Raw genomic sequence first — 18,342 nt, 5'->3', positions numbered from 1 at the left:
GCGCTGGACGCCCTCGACCGACTCGAGGCCGCGCTCGCCGGGCTCGCCGAGGACGACACCCGGCGCGGCCGGATCGCCTCTCGCCTGCTGGCGCTCGCCTCCCGCTGGAACGGCCAGGGCGAACCGTCGGCCGAGCGGACGGACGACGACGGCGGCGCCCTCCAGGACCGGATCGACTCCGCCGGCGCCGAGGAGATCTTCGCCCTCATCGACAACGACCTGGGCATCTCATGACCGGCACCACGACCTTGGCCACCGCCACGACCGACACGACCTTCCAGGTGGGGGAGTACGCGTGAACGAGCAGGAAAAGCTCCTCAGCTACCTCAAGAAGGTCACCGGAGACCTGCACGAGACCCGCAGGCGACTGCGGGAGGCGGAGTCCGCCTCCCGCGAACCGGTCGCCATCGTCGCGATGAGCTGCCGCTTCCCCGGCGGCGCCGACTCGCCCGAGGACCTGTGGCGGCTGCTCGCCTCCGACGGCGACGCCGTGACCGAGTGGCCCACCGACCGCGGCTGGAACCTCGCCGACCACTACGACCCCGAACCCGGCCGCCCCGGAAAGACGTACAGCACCTCCGGCGGCGCCCTCGCCGCAGCCGGCGACTTCGACGCCTCCTTCTTCGGCATCTCGCCGCGCGAGGCGATGGCCATGGACCCCCAGCAGCGGCTGCTCCTGGAGATCTCCTGGGAGGCGTTCGAACGGGCCGGCATCGACCCCACGACCCTGCGCGGCTCCCGCACCGGCGTCTTCGCCGGCACCAACGGCCAGGACTACCCGGCGCTGCTGCTGGCCTCCCGGGAGAGCCTGGAAGGACACGTCGGCACCGGCAACGCCGCCAGCGTGGTCTCCGGCCGCATCTCCTACACCCTCGGCCTGGAGGGCCCCGCCGTCACCGTCGACACCGCCTGCTCCTCCTCCCTGGTCGCCCTGCACCTCGCCGTACGGGCGCTGCGGTCGGGGGAGTGCGACCTGGCGCTCGCCGGCGGTGTCACCGTGCTGTCGACACCCGGCCTCTTCCTGGAGTTCAGCCGGCAGCGGGGCCTCGCCCCCGACGGCCGCTGCAAGGCGTTCGCCGAGGCCGCCGACGGCACCGGCTGGGCCGAGGGCGCCGGCATGCTGCTGGTGGAGCGGCTGGCCGACGCCCGCCGCCTCGGGCACCCGGTGCTCGCCGTGGTCCGGGGCAGCGCCGTCAACCAGGACGGTGCCTCCAACGGCCTGACCGCCCCCAACGGCCCCTCCCAGCAGCGCGTCATCTGGCAGGCACTCGCCGATGCGCAGCTGTCCACCGCCGATGTCGACGCGGTCGAGGCGCACGGCACCGGCACGAAACTGGGCGACCCGATCGAGGCGCAGGCCCTGCTCGCCACCTACGGCCAGGACCGCGAACAGCCCCTGTGGCTCGGGTCGGTCAAGTCCAACATCGGCCACACCCAGGCCGCCGCCGGGGTCGCCGGCGTCATCAAGACGGTCCTGGCCATGCGGCACGGCCTGCTGCCCCGCACCCTCCACGTCGACCGGCCCACCACCCACGTCGACTGGACGGCGGGCCGCGTCGAACTCCTCACCGAGGCCCGCCCCTGGCCCGCCGCCGACCGGCCCCGCCTGGCCGGCGTCTCTTCCTTCGGCGTCAGCGGCACCAACGCCCACATCATCCTCGAACAGCCCACCCCCGGACCGGCCGCGCCCGCCGGGGAGTCCCCCGCCCCGTCGCGCACCACACTGCCGTACGTCGTCTCCGGACGCAGCGCCACCGCGCTGCGGGCCCAAGCCGCCGCCCTGCACGCTCGGCTGCGCGCCGACGAGACAGTGGCCCCGCGCGACCTCGCCTGGTCGCTCGCGGCCACCCGTTCCGCGTTCGAACACCGCGCGGTGCTCCTCGCCGACGACCGCCCCGAACTGCTGCGCGGCCTGGAGTCCCTGGCGGCGGGCTCCCCGGCGGCCGGTCTCGTCCAGGGCGTGGCCGACGTGGACGGCCGCACCGTCTTCGTCTTCCCCGGTCAGGGCCCCCAATGGCCAGGCATGGCCACCGAACTCCTCGACACCGACCCGGAGTTCCGTGCCCACCTCACCGACTGCGCGACCGCCGTCGAGCGCTGCGTGGACTGGTCCGTCGAAGCCGTGCTGCGCGGCGCCGACGACGCCCCCACCCTCGACCGCGTGGACGTCGTCCAGCCCCTGCTGTTCGTGACCATGGTGTCGCTGGCCCGCCTCTGGCAGTCCCGCGGGGTCCACCCCGACGCCGTCGTCGGACACAGCCAGGGCGAGATCGCCGCCGCCTGCGTCGCCGGGGCCCTCACCCTGGACGACGCGGCCCGCGTGGTCGTCCTGCGCAGCAAGGCCATCACCGCCCTCGCCGGACACGGCGGCATGGCTTCGGTGCTGCTGCCGGTCACCGACGTCCGGGAACGGCTGGCACCCTGGGCGGGCCGGGTGTCGGTCGCCGCCGTCAACGGACCCGCCTCCGTGGTCGTCTCGGGCGACGCCGACGCCGTACGCGACCTGGTCGCCGACCTCACCGCCGCCGGCGCCCAGGCACGGCAGATCCCCGTCGACTACGCCTCCCACTCCGCCCAGGTCGAGCAGATCCACGACCGGCTCCTCACCGACCTGGCCGCCGTCCGGCCCCGCGCCGCCGACGTGCCGTTCTTCTCCACCGTCACCTGCGACTGGCTCGACACCGAGCACCTCGGCGCCACCTACTGGTACGACAACCTGCGGCATACCGTCCGCTTCGCCGACGCCGTACGGGCCCTCGCCGCACAGGACTTCCGCGCCTTCGTCGAGTCCAGCCCGCACCCCGTGCTCACCGCCGCCGTCCGCGACACCCTCGACGAGGAGGGCCGCACCGGCACCGTCGTCACCGGCACGCTCCGCCGCGGCGAAGGCGGACCCCGCCGCTTCCTCACCTCCCTGTCCGAGCTGAGTGTCCGCGGCGCCGCCCCCGCCGACTGCACGGCCCCCGCCGGCCCCGCCACCCGCGTCGACCTGCCCACCTACGCCTTCCGACGCCGCACCTACTGGCCCACGCCCGCCCAGCTCACCCCACCCGCGACGGCGACCGGCACGGACCTCGACTCCCGCTTCTGGGAGTCCGTCGAGAACGGTGAGACCGCCCCGCTGGCCGCCGCCCTCCACCTCGACCAGGACACCCTCTCCACCGTCCTGCCCGCCCTGAGCGACTACCGCAGACGCAGCCGGGAGAACGCCACGGTGGACGCCTGGCGGTACCGCGTCACCTGGAAGCCCCTGCCCGCCGCCCCGGCACCCGTCCTGAGCGGCCACTGGCTCGTCGCCCTGCCCGCCGCTCACCAGGACCCGGACCACCCCCGCCACGCCCTCGGCGCCGCCGTCGTCGACGCCCTCGCCCGCGCGGGCGCCGAACCGGTCACCGTCCCGGTCGCCCCGCACGACGACCGCGACCGCATCGCGCAAGCCCTGCGCGCCACCGGACCCGACCGGCCGCAGGCCGTCCTGTCACTGCTCGCCCTCGACGAGGAGGAGTACGACGGCCTGCCCGGCCTGCCCCGCGGCTTCGCCGCCACCGTCTCCCTCGTCCAGGCCCTCGACGACCTCGGCCAGGAGGCACCCGTCTGGTTCGCCACCCGAGGCGCCGTCGCCACCGGCGCGACCGAGACCGTCGTCGCCCCGGAGCAGGCCCTCGTCTGGGGCTTCGGCCGCGTCGTCGCCCTCGAACAGCCACAGCGCTGGGGCGGCCTCCTCGACCTGCCCGCCACCCTCGACCACACCACCGCCGAACGGCTCACCGCCGCCCTTGCCGGCGTCGGCCGGGAGGACCAGCTCGCCGTCCGCGACACCGGCCTCCTCGCCCGCCGCCTCCACCGCGCGGCGACAGGCGGCCTGGGCGGCGCCCGGGACTGGACACCCACCGGCACCGTCCTCGTCACCGGCGGCACCGGCGCCCTCGGCCGCCAGGTCGCCCGCAGACTCGCCCGCCAGGGCGCCCCCGGCCTCCTCCTGGTCAGCCGCACCGGCGCGGACGCCCCCGGCGCCGCCGCACTCCGCACCGAACTCACCGGACTCGGCGCCGGACACGTCGACATCGCCGCCTGCGACATCGCCGACCGCGACCAGCTCGCCGCCCTGCTGGCCACCGTCCCCGCCGAACGACCGCTCACCGCGGTCTTCCACACCGCCGCCGTCCTGCGGGACGGCGTCATCACCACCCTCACCCCCGACCAGCTGGCCGAGGTCCTGCGGGTCAAGGTCGGCGGCGCCCGCAACCTCGACGCCCTCACCACCGGGCTCGACCTCTCCGCGTTCGTCCTCTTCTCGTCGACGGCCGGGACGATCGGTGCCCCCGGCCACGCCAACTACGCCCCCGGCAACGCCCTCCTCGACGCCCTCGCCCAGCAGCGCCGCTCCCGCGGCCTGCCCGCCACCGCCATCGCCTGGGGGCCCTGGGCCGACGGCGGCATGGCCGAGGGCTCCGTCGGCGAACGTCTGCGGCGGCACGGCGTACGCCCCATGAACCCCGACCTCGCGCTCGGGGCCCTGCAACAGGCCCTCGACCACGACGACACCACCCTCGCCGTGACCGACATCGACTGGGACCTGTTCGCCCACGCCTACACCACCGCCCGGCCCCGGCCCTTCCTCGACGACCTGCCCGACGCCCGGCGCGCCCTCACCACCCGGCGTGGCCCCGACCACGACCCCCGGCACAGCGCCGACGGCGACCCCACCGACACCGGCGACCTCATGCGGCGACTCGCCGCACTCGCCGAACCGCAACAGCGGGCCGCCTTCGAGGAACTCGTCCGCGCCCACGCCGCCGTCGTCCTCAACCACGCCGGCCCGCAGGACGTCGAGCCGACCCGCTCCTTCCGCGAACTCGGCTTCGACTCGCTCACGGCGGTGGAACTCCGCAATGCCCTCAGCGCCGCCGTCGGCCGCCCCCTGCCCGCCACCCTCGTCTTCGACTACCCCAACCCGGCCGCCCTCGCCGAACACCTCCGCGCCGCCCTCGGCCCGGCCGCTCGGCACACTCCGGACGCCGCGCCTCCGCCGCCGCGCGCCACCGCCGACGACCCGATCGTCATCACCGCGATGAGCTGCCGCTTCCCCGGCGGGGCCGACACCCCCGAGGACTACTGGCGCCTGCTCGCCGACGGCACCGACGCCATCACCGCATGGCCCGACGACCGCGGCTGGGACCTCGACGCCCTCTACGACCCCGAGCCCGGCGTCCCCGGCCGCGCCAGCACCCGCGGCGGCGGATTCCTCCACCACGTCGCCGAGTTCGACCCCAACTTCTTCGGGATCTCGCCGCGTGAGGCGCTGGCGATGGATCCGCAGCAGCGGTTGCTGCTGGAGTTGGCGTGGGAGGCGTTCGAGCGGGCCGGGATCGACCCGACCACTCTGCGCGGCTCGCGCACGGGTGTCTTCGCCGGCACCAACTACCAGGACTACGCCTCCCGCCCCCTCGACCCCGCCACGGCCGAGGAGGTCGCGGGCCACCTCGGCACGGGCAACACCGCCAGCGTGATGTCCGGCCGGGTGTCTTTCACGCTCGGTCTGGAAGGGCCTGCGGTGACGGTGGACACGGCGTGTTCCTCGGCGCTGGTGGCGCTGCATCTGGCGGTGCAGGCGTTGCGGGCGGGGGAGTGTGATCTGGCGCTGGCCGGTGGTGTGACGGTGATGTCGACGCCGGGTCTGTTCCTGGATTTCAGCCGGCAGCGGGGGCTGGCGGCGGACGGCCGGTGCAAGGCGTTCTCGGGCGCCGCGGACGGGGCCGGGTTCTCCGAGGGTGCTGGTCTGGTGCTGGTGGAGCGGCTGTCGGATGCGCGTGCGGCCGGGCGGCCGGTCCTGGCGGTGGTCGCGGGTTCGGCGGTCAACCAGGACGGTGCCTCCAATGGTCTGACGGCGCCGAACGGTCCTTCGCAGCAGCGGGTGATCCGGCAGGCGCTGGCGGGTGCCGGGTTGCGGCCTTCCGATGTGGACGCGGTGGAGGCGCACGGTACGGGTACGGCGCTGGGTGATCCGATCGAGGCGCAGGCGATTCTGGCGGCTTACGGGCAGGACCGTGAACGGCCGCTGCTGCTGGGGTCGGTGAAGTCGAACATCGGTCACACGCAGGCCGCCGCGGGTGTGGCGGGTGTGATCAAGATGGTGCTGGCGTTGCGGCACGGTGTGCTGCCGCGGACCCTGCATGTGGACGAGCCGTCGTCGCACGTGGACTGGTCGGCCGGTGCGGTGGAACTCCTCGCCGACAGCGCCGACTGGCCGCGCAGGGAAGGGCGGGCGCGTCGTGCGGGCGTGTCGTCGTTCGGGCTCAGCGGCACGAACGCGCATGTGGTGCTGGAGGAGCCGCCTGTCATGGCGGAGCCCGAGCCGGAGCAGCAACCGCAACCGGAGCCGGTTGTCGGTGGTGGTGTGGTGCCGTGGGTGGTGTCGGGCCGTACGGGCGCGGCGTTGCGGGCCCAGGCCGGGCGCCTGGCGGAGTTCGTGGCGGGTGACGAGGCGCTGGGTGTCGCCGAGGTCGGCGGTGCTCTGGTGCGGTCGCGGTCGCTGTTCGAGCACCGCGCGGTCGTCTGGGGCTCCGGGCGCGCCGAGTTGCTGCGGGGACTGGAGGCGGTCGCTTCCGGCGAAGAAGTGCTCAACGCGGCGACGGGGACGGTACGACGTGATGCGCGCACGGCGTTCCTGCTCGCCGGGCAAGGCTCCCAGCGCCTGGGCATGGGCCGGGAGTTGTACGACACCTACCCCGTCTTCGCCGAGGCCTTCGATGCCGTGGACGCGGAGCTGCCCTTCGATCTGCGGGAGGTGGTGTTCGGTGAGGACGCCGGCCGTCTGAACCGGACGGAGTTCACCCAGCCCGCGCTGTTCGCGCTGGAAGTGGCGTTGTTCCGGCTGCTGGAGTCCTGGGGCCTGCGCCCCGACGTGCTCGCCGGGCACTCCATCGGTGAGATCGCCGCCGCGCACGTCGCGGGGGTGTGGTCGTTGTCGGACGCGTGCCGTCTGGTGGTGGCGCGGGGCCGGCTGATGCAGGTCCTGCCGTCGGGTGGTGCGATGGTGGCGCTCCAGGCCACCGAGGAGGAGATCCTGCCTCTCCTCGGTGACGAGGTGGGCATCGCGGCGGTCAACGGCCCCCGGGCGGTGGTGATTTCGGGTTCGGCGGTTGCGGTCGAGGAGATCGCGGAGGGCTTCCGCGTCCAGGGCCGCAAGGTCACGCCGCTGCGGGTCAGCCACGCGTTCCACTCGCCGCTGATGGAGCCCATGCTCGCCGACTTCCGCAAGGTCGCGGAGAGTCTGTCGTACGAGCGGCCGAAGCTGCCTCTGGTCTCGACGGTGACCGGCGAGGCGGCCACCGCCGATGAGCTGATGTCGGCGGACTACTGGGTCAGTCATGTGCGCCGGCCGGTGCGTTTCGCCGACGCGGTGCGCGCCCTCGCCGGGCAGGGTGTCGGCCGCTGTGTCGAGCTCGGCCCGGACGGCACCCTCACCGCCCTCGCCCAGGCGTCCCTCGACGACACCGGGGCCACGGTGCTCGTGCCGGTGCTGCGCAAGGACCGGCCCGAGGCCACCTCGCTCCTCGCCGCTCTCGCCACCCTGTTCACCCACGGAGCTCACGTCGACTGGTCGGTTCAACTACCTGTCACAGCACCGGTGCTGCTACCGACCTACGCCTTTCAGCGGCGTCGCTACTGGCTGGACGCCGCCGCCGACCACACCGGTGATGTCACCGCCGCCGGGCTGGAGCGCGCCGGTCACCCGCTGCTGTCGGCCGCCGTCCGGGTCGCCGACACCGGCGGGCTCGTCCTCAGCGGGCGGCTGTCGGCCCGCACCCACAGATGGCTCGCCGACCACTGTGTCCTGGGCCGTGCCATCCTGCCCGCCACCGCCTACCTCGAACTGGCCGTGCACGCCGGTGACCAGGTCGGCCTCGGCCAGGTCGCCGAGCTGACCCTGGAGACCCCGCTGGTGCTGCCCGAGCGTGGCGCCGTACACCTCCAACTCGCCCTCGGCGGGGAGGACTCCAACGGCCGACGCCCGTTCAGCGTGCACTCCAGGGCCGCCGACGCGGCCGGCGACCAGCCGTGGACCCGCCACGCTCAGGGGCTGCTCGCCGAGGAACCCGGGCCGGTGCCGCAGGACGCCGGTTCCTGGCCGCCGCCGGATGCCGTCCCGGTCGTACCGGACCCGGCGGGGGAGGGCGACTGGTACGAGCCGTTCGCCGCCGCGGGGTTCGACTACGGGCCGGCGTTCCAGGGGCTCGGCCGCGTGTGGCGGCGGGAGCGGGACCTGTTCGCCGAGGTGGCGCTGCCGGAGTCCCACCGGGCCGAGGCGGCACGCTACGGGCTGCACCCGGCGCTGTTGGACGCCGCCGTGCAGACCCTGCTCGTCAGGGCACTGGACGCGTCCGGCGACCAGGAGGCGGCGGCGACCCTGCCGTTCGCCTGGAGCGGCTTCTCCCTCCACGCGACCGGAGCGAGCGCGCTGCGCGTCCATCTGGCACCCACCGGCCGCCCGGACGAGTACACGGTGTTCGTCGCCGACCCTGACGGCCTACCAGTGGCCACGGCGGACGGACTGCTGCTGCGCCCGATCGCCCCCGGCCGGCTCGGCGACGCCTCCGAGGGACGGACGGCTCCCGCCGCGCCGCCCCTGCTGGTGCAGCGCTGGCGGCACGCCGACCCGCAGCCCGCCGCCCCTGCCCCCGAGACCGTGCGCTGGGCGTTGATCGGGCAGGGCGACGGCGGCCTCGCCGAAACACTGGACGCGGCCGGCGTGCACCTGGAGTGCTACGCAGACCTCGTCTCGCTCGCGGCGGCCGTCGACACCGGCACCGCCGCGCCCAAGGTCGTCCTCACCGCGTGCCCCGCCTCCGCCGGGCCCGCCCCCGAGGCCACGCGAGCACTGCTGGCCACGGCCGTCGGCCTCGTCCGGCACTGGGTCGGCGACGACCGGTTCGCCGACTCGCGTCTGGTCCTGGTCACCCGCGGGGCCCTCGCCATCGCCGAGGCGGAGGATGTCGGCGACCTCGCCGCCGCCGCGCTGTGGGGGCTCGTCCGGTCCGCCCAGCAGGAGCACCCCGACCGCGTGCGGCTCCTCGACCTCGCAAGGTCCACCGTGGCGGACGACGACGGCTCACCCGGCACCGTCGCGGCCGCGATCGCCGCCGCCCTCCCGGAGGCCGCCGTGCGGGACGGCGCACTGCTGGTGCCCCACCTCACCGCACCGGTTCCGGCCCCCGACGACGACACAGCGCCGGTGGCCCCCTTCGCGTCCGGAGGCACGGTCCTCGTCACCGGCGCCACCGGAGCCCTCGGCCCTCTGGTGGCACGGCACCTGGTCACCGCGCACGGAGCGCGCCGGCTGCTGCTGGCGTCCCGGCGGGGAGCGGACGCGCCGGGGGCCGACGCCCTGGCCGCCGAGCTGGCCGCGCAGGGCGCCGAAACGACATTCGTCGCCTGCGACGTCGCCGACCCCGACCGGCTCGAGGAGTTGCTCGCCCGCGTACCCGACGAGCACCCGTTGACCGCCGTCGTGCACGTCGCCGGTGTCGTCGAGGACGCGACCCTGACCTCGCTGACCGACGCCCAGGCCGACGCGGTCCTGCGGCCCAAGGCCGACGCGGCCTGGCACCTGCACCGGTTGACGCAGGGCCGGGACCTGTCCGCGTTCGTGGTGTTCTCCTCCGCGGCGGGCACCTTCGGCGCCGCGGGACAGGGCGCCTACGCCGCGGCCAACGCCTTCCTCGACGGACTCGCCCTGCACCGGCGGGCGCACGGACTGCCCGCCATCTCGATCGCCTGGGGACTGTGGGCGGCCGAGAGCGGTATGACCGCGGGGCTCGGCGCCGCCGACCGGGAGCGGATGGCCAGGAACGGCATGGTGCCGCTGACCGCCGAAGCCGGCCTCGCCCTCTTCGACGCCGCCGTCACCGCTCCCGACGCGGCCGTGGTCGCCGTCGCGAGGCAGTCCCCGGCGGACGTGTCCCGTACGGTGGCGCGGCGCGCCGCGGCCTCGGGCGCGCCGGCGGACGGCGGACGGTCGCTGTCCGGACGGCTCGCGGGTCTCTCCGGCCCGCAGCGGCTCGCCGTGCTGCTGGACACGGTCCGCGACCAGGTCGCTGCCGTCCTCGGGCACGACTCGACGGACGAGGTGCTGCCCGACCGGCACTTCGCGGAACTCGGCTTCGACTCGCTGACCGCCGTCGAACTGCGCAACCGGCTCGGGTCCCTGACAGGCTTCCGGCTGCCTCCGACCCTCGTCTTCGATCTCGACACCCCGTACGCGCTCGCCGCCGAACTGGCCGAACGGTTCGCGGGAGCGGCCTCCGCCGGGCCGGACGACCCGTCCGCGGCCCGGAGCGGCGACGAGACGGCCCGGCGCACCGCCCGCCCGGAGGACACCGTGGGCGCACTGTTCCGCACCGCCTGCGAACAGGGCCGTATCGACGACGGCTTCGCCCTGCTGCAGGCGGTCGCCGAACTGCGGCCGGTATTCGAGTCCCCCTCCGGCCTGACCGGCCCGTCCGCCGGGCTGCGGCTGGCCGCCGGCGACGACGGCCCCGCGCTGATCTGCTTCAGCTCGTACGTGGCGCTGGCCGGTGTCCACCAGTACGCGCGGTTCGCCTCCGCGTTCCGCGGCCGGCAGGACGTGTGGGCGCTTCCCACGCCCGGCTTCGGGCGCGGCGAGCCGCTGCCCGCCACGCTGGACGTGGTGGCCGCGACACAGGCCGAGTGGGTGCTGCGGTGCGCGGACGGCAGGCCGTTCGTGCTGACCGGGTCGTCGTCCGGCGGCATCCTGGCCCTCGCCACCGCCCGCCGTCTGGAACGGTCGGGGCATCCGCCGCTGGGCGTGGCCCTGCTCGACACCTACATGCCGCGCGCCGACTCGCCGTTCACCCGTTTCTCGGCCGAGATGCTGGGCGGGATGTTCGACCGGGAGTCGATGTTCGCGCACATGGACACCGACCGGCTCTCGGCCATGAGCTGGTACATCCGGATGATCGGCGAGTGGGACCCGGGCGAGCTGTCCGCGCCCGTGCTGCTGGTGCGGCCCGCCGAACCGCCCGTCACCGTGGCCGGACAGGCGCCGCTCGCGCCGGGGGAGTGGCAGAGCTCCTGGGACGGCGCCGACAGCGTCGTGGAGGTACCCGGCAACCACTTCACGATGATGGAGTCCCACGCCGCCACCACGGCGGGCGCCCTCGCCGGCTGGATCGCCACGGCACTGCCATCACACACCGCGGGCCGCGAACCGGCCCGACCGACCGAGGGAGCATGATGCGGGTCCTGTTCGTCAGCCTGTCCGAGAAATCCCATGTGTATCTGATGGTTCCGCTGGCGTGGGCGCTCAGCGCGGCCGGCCACGACGTCCGGGTGGCCAGCTATCCCCTCGCTGTCGAGACCATCACCCGCGCCGGGCTCACCGCCGTTCCCGTCGGCACCGACCACGGTGTCCACCGGGACATGTCCGCCTACCGGGAGTCGCAGGACTACGCGACCGCGAACTGGAGCCGCTGCGAACGCGACCGGGTCGACTGGGCGGAACTGAAGGAGCGCTTCGCACTGAGCGTCCCGTACGCGTTCGCCCCCTACAACGATCCCATGATCGACGACCTGGCCGCGTTCGCCCAGGGCTGGCGGCCCGACCTGGTGATCCGGGACCCGCTGGCGTACGCCGGTGCCCTCGCCGCCCGGATCAGCGGAGCCGCCCACGCCCGCCTGATGTGGTGCTCCGACGTGTGGGGCCGTACCCGGCAGACGTACCTGGAGCTGATGCGGGAGCAGCCCGAGGCGGAACGGGTCGACCCGCTCGCCGACTGGATGGCCGCGAGGTCGGAGCCCTTCGGGTTCTCCTGCGACGAGGAGCTGCTGCACGGCCAGGCCACCATCAGCACCCTGCCCCCGTCCCTGTCGATCCCGTCCGCGTCCCCCGAACTGCCGATGCGGTACGTCCCGTACAACGGCCGTGCGGTGGTGTGGGACTGGCTGCGGGAGGCGCCCAAGCGGCCTCGGGTCTGCCTCAGCCTCGGCACCTCCAACACCGAGGACTACGGCGGCGACTACGTCTCCATACCGCAGATCCTCGAGGCCCTCGCCGACGAGGACGTGGAGGTGGTGGCCGCCCTGCTGCCCGCCCAGCTGGAGGAGCTCGGCACCGTTCCCGACAACGCCCGGGCCGTCCACTCGGTCGCCCTGAGCACGCTCCTGCCGAGCTGCTCGGCCCTCATCCACCACGGCGGCTACGGCACCTTCGCCACCGCCATGGTCACCGGAGTGCCCCAGATGATGCTCTCCACCCTGATCGCCGACCACGAGCAGCGTGGCGGGGCGCTCGAGCGCGCGGGAGCGGGCGTGTACCTGCGCCACGGCGACGCCACCGTGGAGAAGGTCCGCGACGGGGTGCGGCGGCTCATCGGCGAGCCGGAGGCCCGTGAGGCGGCCCGGCGGCTGCGCGCCGAGTCCGAGGCGATGCCGAGGCCGCACGACCTGGTGGCCGACCTGGAGCGCCTGGCGGAAGTGCGCTGAACACCTCGCCGGCCGCGGCCACCCCAGTGAAGACCATCCCGACCACAGGAACAGGAACAACACCGTGAAGATCAACGTGGACCGCGAGCGCTGTGTCGGAGCCGGTCAGTGCGTGCTGGCCGCCGCCGCCGTCTTCGAGCAGAACCGTGAGGACGGCCTGGTGGAACTGCTCCAGCCCGAACCGTCGCAGGACCTGCACGCCGCCGTGACCGAGGCGGAGCTGATCTGCCCCTCGGGCGCGATCGAGCTGCAGTCCTGACGGCCCCCCCTCACCCACGACACCATTCAGACGGGATGGAACCGTGAAGGCTCTCGTGCTCTCGGGCGGTGCGGGCACCCGGCTGCGGCCGATCACCCACACATCCGCCAAGCAGTTGGTGCCGGTCGCCAACAAGCCCATCCTCTTCTACGGCCTGGAAGCGATCGCGGACGCCGGGATCACCGAGGTCGCGATCGTCGTCGGCGACACCGAGAACGAGATCCGGCAGGCCGTCGGCGACGGCTCCGACTTCGGACTCGACGTCACCTACCTGCGGCAGGAAGCCCCGCTGGGCCTGTCCCACGCCGTGCTCATCGCTCGGGACTTCCTCGGCGACGACGACTTCGTGATGTTCCTCGGCGACAACTTCGTCTTCGGCGGCATCACCGACTCCGTGGACGAGTTCCGCAAGGAGCGCCCGGACGCCCAGCTCCTGCTCACCCGGGTGCCCGACCCGTCCGCCTTCGGCGTCGCCGAACTCGACGACGTCGGGCGCCTGGTGCGCCTGGAGGAGAAACCCGAGCAGCCCCGCAGCGACCTCGCGCTGGTCGGCGTGTACCTCTTCGGCCCCGCGATCCACGAGGCGGTGCGCGCCATCCGCCCCTCCCCGCGCGGCGAGCTGGAGATCACCGACGCCGTCCAGTGGCTGCTGGAACGGGACCACGACGTGCGCACCACCGTGATCACCGGCTACTGGAAGGACACCGGAAACGCCACGGACATCCTCGACGTCAACCGCAGACTCCTGGACCTGCTGGAGTACCGCGTCGACGGGGACGTCGACGAGTCCAGCGAGATCGTCGGCCGGGTGCGCATCGACGCCGGCGCCGTCGTCCGCGGCTCCCGCATCGTGGGACCCGCGATCATCGGCCCCGGCACCGTGGTCGAGAACTCCTACATCGGCCCGTCGACATCCATCGCCGAGGACTGCGTCATCCGCGACAGCGAGATCGAGTTCTCGATCATCCTGCGGGAGTCCCGGTTCGACAGCATCCGCCGGGTCGAGGGCTCCCTCGTCGGGCGCAACGTACGGGTCTCCCTGGGCCCGCGCGTGCCCGCCACCCACCGTCTGGTGATAGGCGACCACGGGCGGGTGCAGATCTCCTCATGACCGGCCCGAACACCGCCCCGCGCGCAGCCGGCCCGGGTGCCGTCCGGATCCTGGTGACCGGCGGCGCCGGCTTCATCGGCTCCCACCACGTCCGGACCCTGCTCGGACCCGGCGGTCCGGCCGGCGTCACCGTCACCGTCCTGGACAAGCTCACCTACGCCGGCAACCCGGCCAACCTGGACCCGGTGCACGACCACCCCGCGTTCTCCTTCGTCAAGGGCGACATCTGCGACCCGGAACTCGTCGACGACCTCATGGCCCGCCACGACCAGGTGGTGCACTTCGCCGCCGAGTCCCACGTGGACCGCTCGATCCTCAGTCCCGCCGAGTTCGTCCGCACCAACGTCCTGGGCACCCAGACCCTGCTCGACGCGGCCCTGCGCCACGGCATCTCCACCTTCGTGCACGTCTCCACCGACGAGGTGTACGGCTCCATCGACACCGGGGCCTGGACGGAGCGGAGCCCGCTGCTGCCCAACTCCCCCTACTCTGCCTCCAAGGCCTCCTCCGACCTGCTGGCCCTCGCCCATCACCGCACCCACGGCCTGGACGTGCGGGTGACCCGGTGCTCCAACAACTACGGCCACCACCAGTACCCGGAGAAGGTGATCCCGCTGTTCGTCACCAACCTCCTCGACGGCCACAAGGTGCCGCTGTACGGAGACGGCGGCAACGTGCGCGACTGGCTGCACATCGACGACCATGTGCAGGGCATCGAACTGGTCCGCACCGGCGGCCGCCCCGGTGAGGTCTACAACATCGGCGGCGGGACCGAGCTGACCAACCGGCGCCTGACCGACCTCCTCCTCGACGCGTGCGGCGCCGGACCCGACCGCGTCGAGTACGTCACGGACCGCAAGGGCCACGACCGCCGTTACTGCGTCGACTGGTCCAAGATCCGTGACGAACTCGGTTACCGGCCACGCAAGGACTTCGCCGCCGGCCTGGCCGAGACCGTCGCCTGGTACCGGGAGAACCGGGCCTGGTGGGAGCCGCTGAAGCAGAGTGCGGGGGGCACCCGTTGACCAGACTGGACGAGATCGTCGTCGTCGGCGCGGGCGCCGCCGGCGCCACCACCGCCGAGACCCTCAGACGACAGGGCTACGAGGGCCGCCTCACCGTCGTCGGCGCCGAGCCCCATCCGCCGTACGACCGGCCGCCCCTGTCCAAGCAGATCCTCTCCGGCCGGTGGGAGCCGGACCGCATCCGCCTGCGCGGACCCGAGGCCTACGACCGCGCCGGCATCGACCTGCGCCTGGGTACCGCCGCCACCCGGCTGGACCGGGTCGGCCGCGTGGTCGAACTCGCCGACGGCAGCCGCCTGCACGCCGACGCCGTCGTCGTCGCGACCGGCGTACGGCCCCGGACCCTGCCCGGCGCCGACGCACTCACCGGCCTCCACGTCCTGCGCACCCTCGACGACGCCCTCGCCCTGCGGGAGGCCCTCGGCGAAGGACGGCGGCTGGTGGTGGCCGGGGCCGGTCTGCTCGGCACGGAGGCGGCCGTCGCCGCCCGCGGCCTGGGCGCCGACGTCACGCTGGTCGGCACCGAACCCGTGCCCCTGCTCGACCTGCTGGGGCCGCAGGCGGCCGGACTGGTCGCGGCCGTCCACCGCGATCTCGGGCTGCGCTTCCGGCGGGGGCGGGTGACCGAGGTCCTGGGCGCGGCCGGCGCGGTCACCGCAGTCCTGCTGGCCGACGGCACCCGCCTGCCGGCGGACGTGGTGCTGGTCGCGGCGGGTTCGCTCACCAACACCGAGTGGCTGGCGGGCAGCGGGATCCCCACCGGGGACGGCGTCGTCTGCGACGGCCTGGGCGCGGCCGGACCCGGTGTGTGGGCCGCGGGCGACATCGCGAACCGGCCCGACGCCCGTACAGGGCGGCGCAGGCGGTGGGAGCACCGTACACAGGCCACCGAACAGGCGGTCGCCGTCGCCCGCAACCTGCTCGCCGGCAGCGGAGCCCGGCCCGTGTCACCGTTGCCCTACTTCTGGACCGATCAGCACGATCTGAAGATCCAGGTGTTCGGGGAGGTGGCCGGGACCGACCGGTGCCACGTCGTCGAAGGCAGCCCCGCCGAACGGAAGTTCACCGCGGTCCACTGCGTCGGGGACCACGTCCGCGGCGCGGTCGCCGTCAACCTGCCGCGCTCCGTCCAGCAGCTCCGTTTCCTGGTGGAGAGCGAAGCCCGGTGGACGGGCCTGTCCGCAACGGCCCCGGCGGGCTAGCTGTATTGCCCTGAGAGGGTGGGGACCCGCCCTCGGGCCCGCGACGCACCACGGCCCGTCCCCAGCAACAGCGGTGAGGGGACGGGCCGTTCGCCGCCGGGAGCCGGTCGGGCCGGTCAGGAGAGCCACGCGTCGGGGGCCGGGCCGCCGTGACCGATGGGCGGGAAGAGCTCCTCGAGCCGTGCCACGAAGGGCTCCGGCAGCGGGGAGCGCAGCGCGGCGAGGGCACTCGTGACGTGTTGCTCCGTCCGCGGACCGATCACCGAGGCCGTCACCCCGGGGCGCGACAGCGTCCAGGCAAGTCCCGCCTCCGCGGGATCGAGACCGTGCTCGGCGCAGAGCTTCTCGTAGGCCTCGATGGTGTCGCGGTACCGGTCGAGGGCGTCCGCGGCCCGGCCCTGCGCCGACTTCACGGCGTCGTTCGCCCGCAGCTTGCGCAGGACACCGCTGAGCAGACCGCCGTGCAGCGGGGACCACACCAGCACGCCCAGGCCGTACGCCCGCGCCGCGGGGATGACCTCCAGCTCGGCGTGCCGGGTGACGAGGTTGTAGACGCACTGCTCTGACACCAGGCCGAGGGTGTTCCGCCGCCCGGCCGCCTCCTGGGCGGACGCGATGTCCCAGCCGGCGAAGTTGGACGAGCCGACGTAGCGCACCTTGCCCTGGGCGACCAGGAGGTCCATCGCCTGCCACACCTCGTCCCAGCCCACGGACCGGTCGATGTGGTGCATCTGGTAGAGGTCGATCCAGTCCGTGCCGAGCCGCCGCAGCGACGCCTCGCAGGCGGAGACGATGTTGCGCGCGGACAGACCATGGGCGTTGAGGCCGTCGCCCATCGGGTCGCCGACCTTGGTGGCGACGACCACCTCGTCACGCCGGGAGGGGCTCTTGGCCAGCCATCTGCCGATGACCTCCTCCGTGTGGCCCTTGTACACGCGCCAGCCGTAGGTGTTGGCCGTGTCGACGAAGTTGATGCCCCCGGCAAGGGCGTGATCCATCAGACGGTGCGCCTCGGGCTCCTCCACCCGGCCACCGAAGTTCACGGTGCCGAGGGCCAGTCTGCTGACGCGCAGACCGGTCCGGCCCAGCTGAGTGTGCAACACGTGGACATCCTCGTGACAGTGGGTGGAAGGCCGCACGACACGGCATCACGCCGCCGCGGGCCGCCGGCAGGGGAGTCGGGTCAGCGGCTCTCGTGGCCGGAACGACGGCCGGAGCCGGTGTCCTGGCCGCCGGCCGTGGGGGTGTCGGGCTGCGGCGACAGGATGGGCCACAGACCGGCGCGTGCGTGGTAGACGTTGACGATCACCAGCATCAGCAGCGTGAAGACGCCGTACTGGGCGCCGTTGAGCGCGGGCACCACATGCACCGGCAGCGTGTACGCCATCAGCGTCCGGATCCCGGAGTCCACCAGCAGTCCGATGCCCCAGATCACCGTGGTGACCCGCCAGATCCGCCGGAAGCCGGGCACCTCGTCCCACAGTTCGTCCCAGTCCCGGCCCCCGGAGGCACGCCGCTCCAGCAGTTTGCGGGAGAAACCGAACGCGAGCGGGCGCCTGCCGCGCAGGGACACCAGGAAGCCGAGCCCGGCCACCGCCGTCAGCCAGCCGTCACGCACCAGCAGCAGCCGCGCGCTCCCCCCGACCAGCGACACGACGATGCTGAGCACCAGCATCGTCGTCACGAACACGCCGAGCACATCCACGCGTCGCGTCCTGGCGAAGCGCACCAGCGTCGCCGCCCCGGGCACCACGGCCCCGGCGGTCAGCGCGAGCACATCGCTCACCCCCGCCGCCGTCAGCCCGTAGTACAGGCCGATCGGGACGCCGAGGTCCACCAGGACCGTCAGCAGCAGGGGAGGCCCGGAACCGGTGCGGGACGAGCCGTGGGCGGCGTCCCGGCCGCCGGCCGGCCCGGGGGCGGCGCTGTTCGGGGACTGTTCCGGAAAGGTGCTTCCGCCGCTGGTCATAAGTTCTCCGTCCGATGGGGGCGGTACGGAACGCGTACCGGGCCGCCCCCATACCGAGGCCGTCCGGCACACGCACAGAGTACGGGCGGCCCCGGTCATGGGCCCGCCACCGACGACCGCAGCGCGTCAACACTTTGGAATTCCCTAGAACTCGGCGGCACTTCGCGGCCCCCCGCCTCCTCGGTGCTAGCGTCGGGCGCCAGGTCCACCCGGGCATATGTCCCTTTTCGCCGCGGCCGCAGGAATCCGATCCGCGCACAGTCGCCCCGGCG

7 protein-coding genes and 1 pseudogene are annotated in these 18,342 nt (G+C 73.8%); 6 read left to right on the top strand and 2 right to left on the bottom strand.

Features of this window, described 5'->3' with window-relative positions; all coding sequences use genetic code 11:
* Window positions 1-331: 331 nt before the first annotated feature.
* The 6 genes and pseudogenes from OG289_RS06420 to OG289_RS06395 all read left to right on the top strand — a co-directional run.
* Window positions 332-11,257: pseudogene (locus tag OG289_RS06420) on the top strand (type I polyketide synthase); the annotation flags it as partial.
* On the top strand, window positions 11,254-12,504 hold the full coding sequence (locus OG289_RS06415) for an activator-dependent family glycosyltransferase (RefSeq protein ID WP_327313023.1): 1,251 nt from the start codon (window positions 11,254-11,256) through the stop codon (window positions 12,502-12,504). The pseudogene OG289_RS06420 and the gene OG289_RS06415, both read left to right, overlap by 4 nt.
* A gap of 64 nt (window positions 12,505-12,568) precedes the next feature.
* Entirely contained in the window at window positions 12,569-12,763 is a 195-nt protein-coding gene (locus tag OG289_RS06410) for a ferredoxin (RefSeq protein ID WP_327313022.1), read from the top strand.
* 43 nt (window positions 12,764-12,806) lie between these two features.
* On the top strand, window positions 12,807-13,874 hold the full coding sequence (locus tag OG289_RS06405) for a glucose-1-phosphate thymidylyltransferase (protein WP_327313021.1): 1,068 nt from the start codon (window positions 12,807-12,809) through the stop codon (window positions 13,872-13,874).
* A complete protein-coding gene (gene rfbB, locus OG289_RS06400) occupies window positions 13,871-14,899 on the top strand; it encodes a dTDP-glucose 4,6-dehydratase (RefSeq protein ID WP_327313020.1) in 1,029 nt (342 codons plus the stop codon). The genes OG289_RS06405 and rfbB overlap by 4 nt, the downstream gene beginning before the upstream one ends.
* Complete coding sequence (locus OG289_RS06395) at window positions 14,896-16,101, top strand: NAD(P)/FAD-dependent oxidoreductase (RefSeq protein WP_327313019.1); 1,206 nt, start codon at window positions 14,896-14,898, stop codon at window positions 16,099-16,101. The genes rfbB and OG289_RS06395 overlap by 4 nt, the downstream gene beginning before the upstream one ends.
* A 116-nt stretch (window positions 16,102-16,217) precedes the next feature.
* On the opposite strand, the gene OG289_RS06390 is transcribed toward OG289_RS06395, so the two are convergent.
* Window positions 16,218-17,204 (bottom strand): aldo/keto reductase, encoded by a 987-nt coding sequence (locus tag OG289_RS06390; protein ID WP_327313018.1) that lies wholly within the window; start codon window positions 17,202-17,204, stop codon window positions 16,218-16,220.
* An 80-nt stretch (window positions 17,205-17,284) separates the two neighbouring features.
* Window positions 17,285-18,070, bottom strand: a complete 786-nt coding sequence (locus tag OG289_RS06385) for a VC0807 family protein (RefSeq protein ID WP_327313017.1) — start codon at window positions 18,068-18,070, stop codon at window positions 17,285-17,287.
* Window positions 18,071-18,342 lie beyond the last annotated feature (272 nt).

The sequence above is a fragment of the Streptomyces sp. NBC_01235 genome (genome assembly GCF_035989285.1).
In the GTDB taxonomy this organism is placed as follows: domain Bacteria; phylum Actinomycetota; class Actinomycetes; order Streptomycetales; family Streptomycetaceae; genus Streptomyces.
Note: the sequence above shows the minus strand (reverse complement) of the source record. Positions and strands in the feature narration are given on the sequence as shown.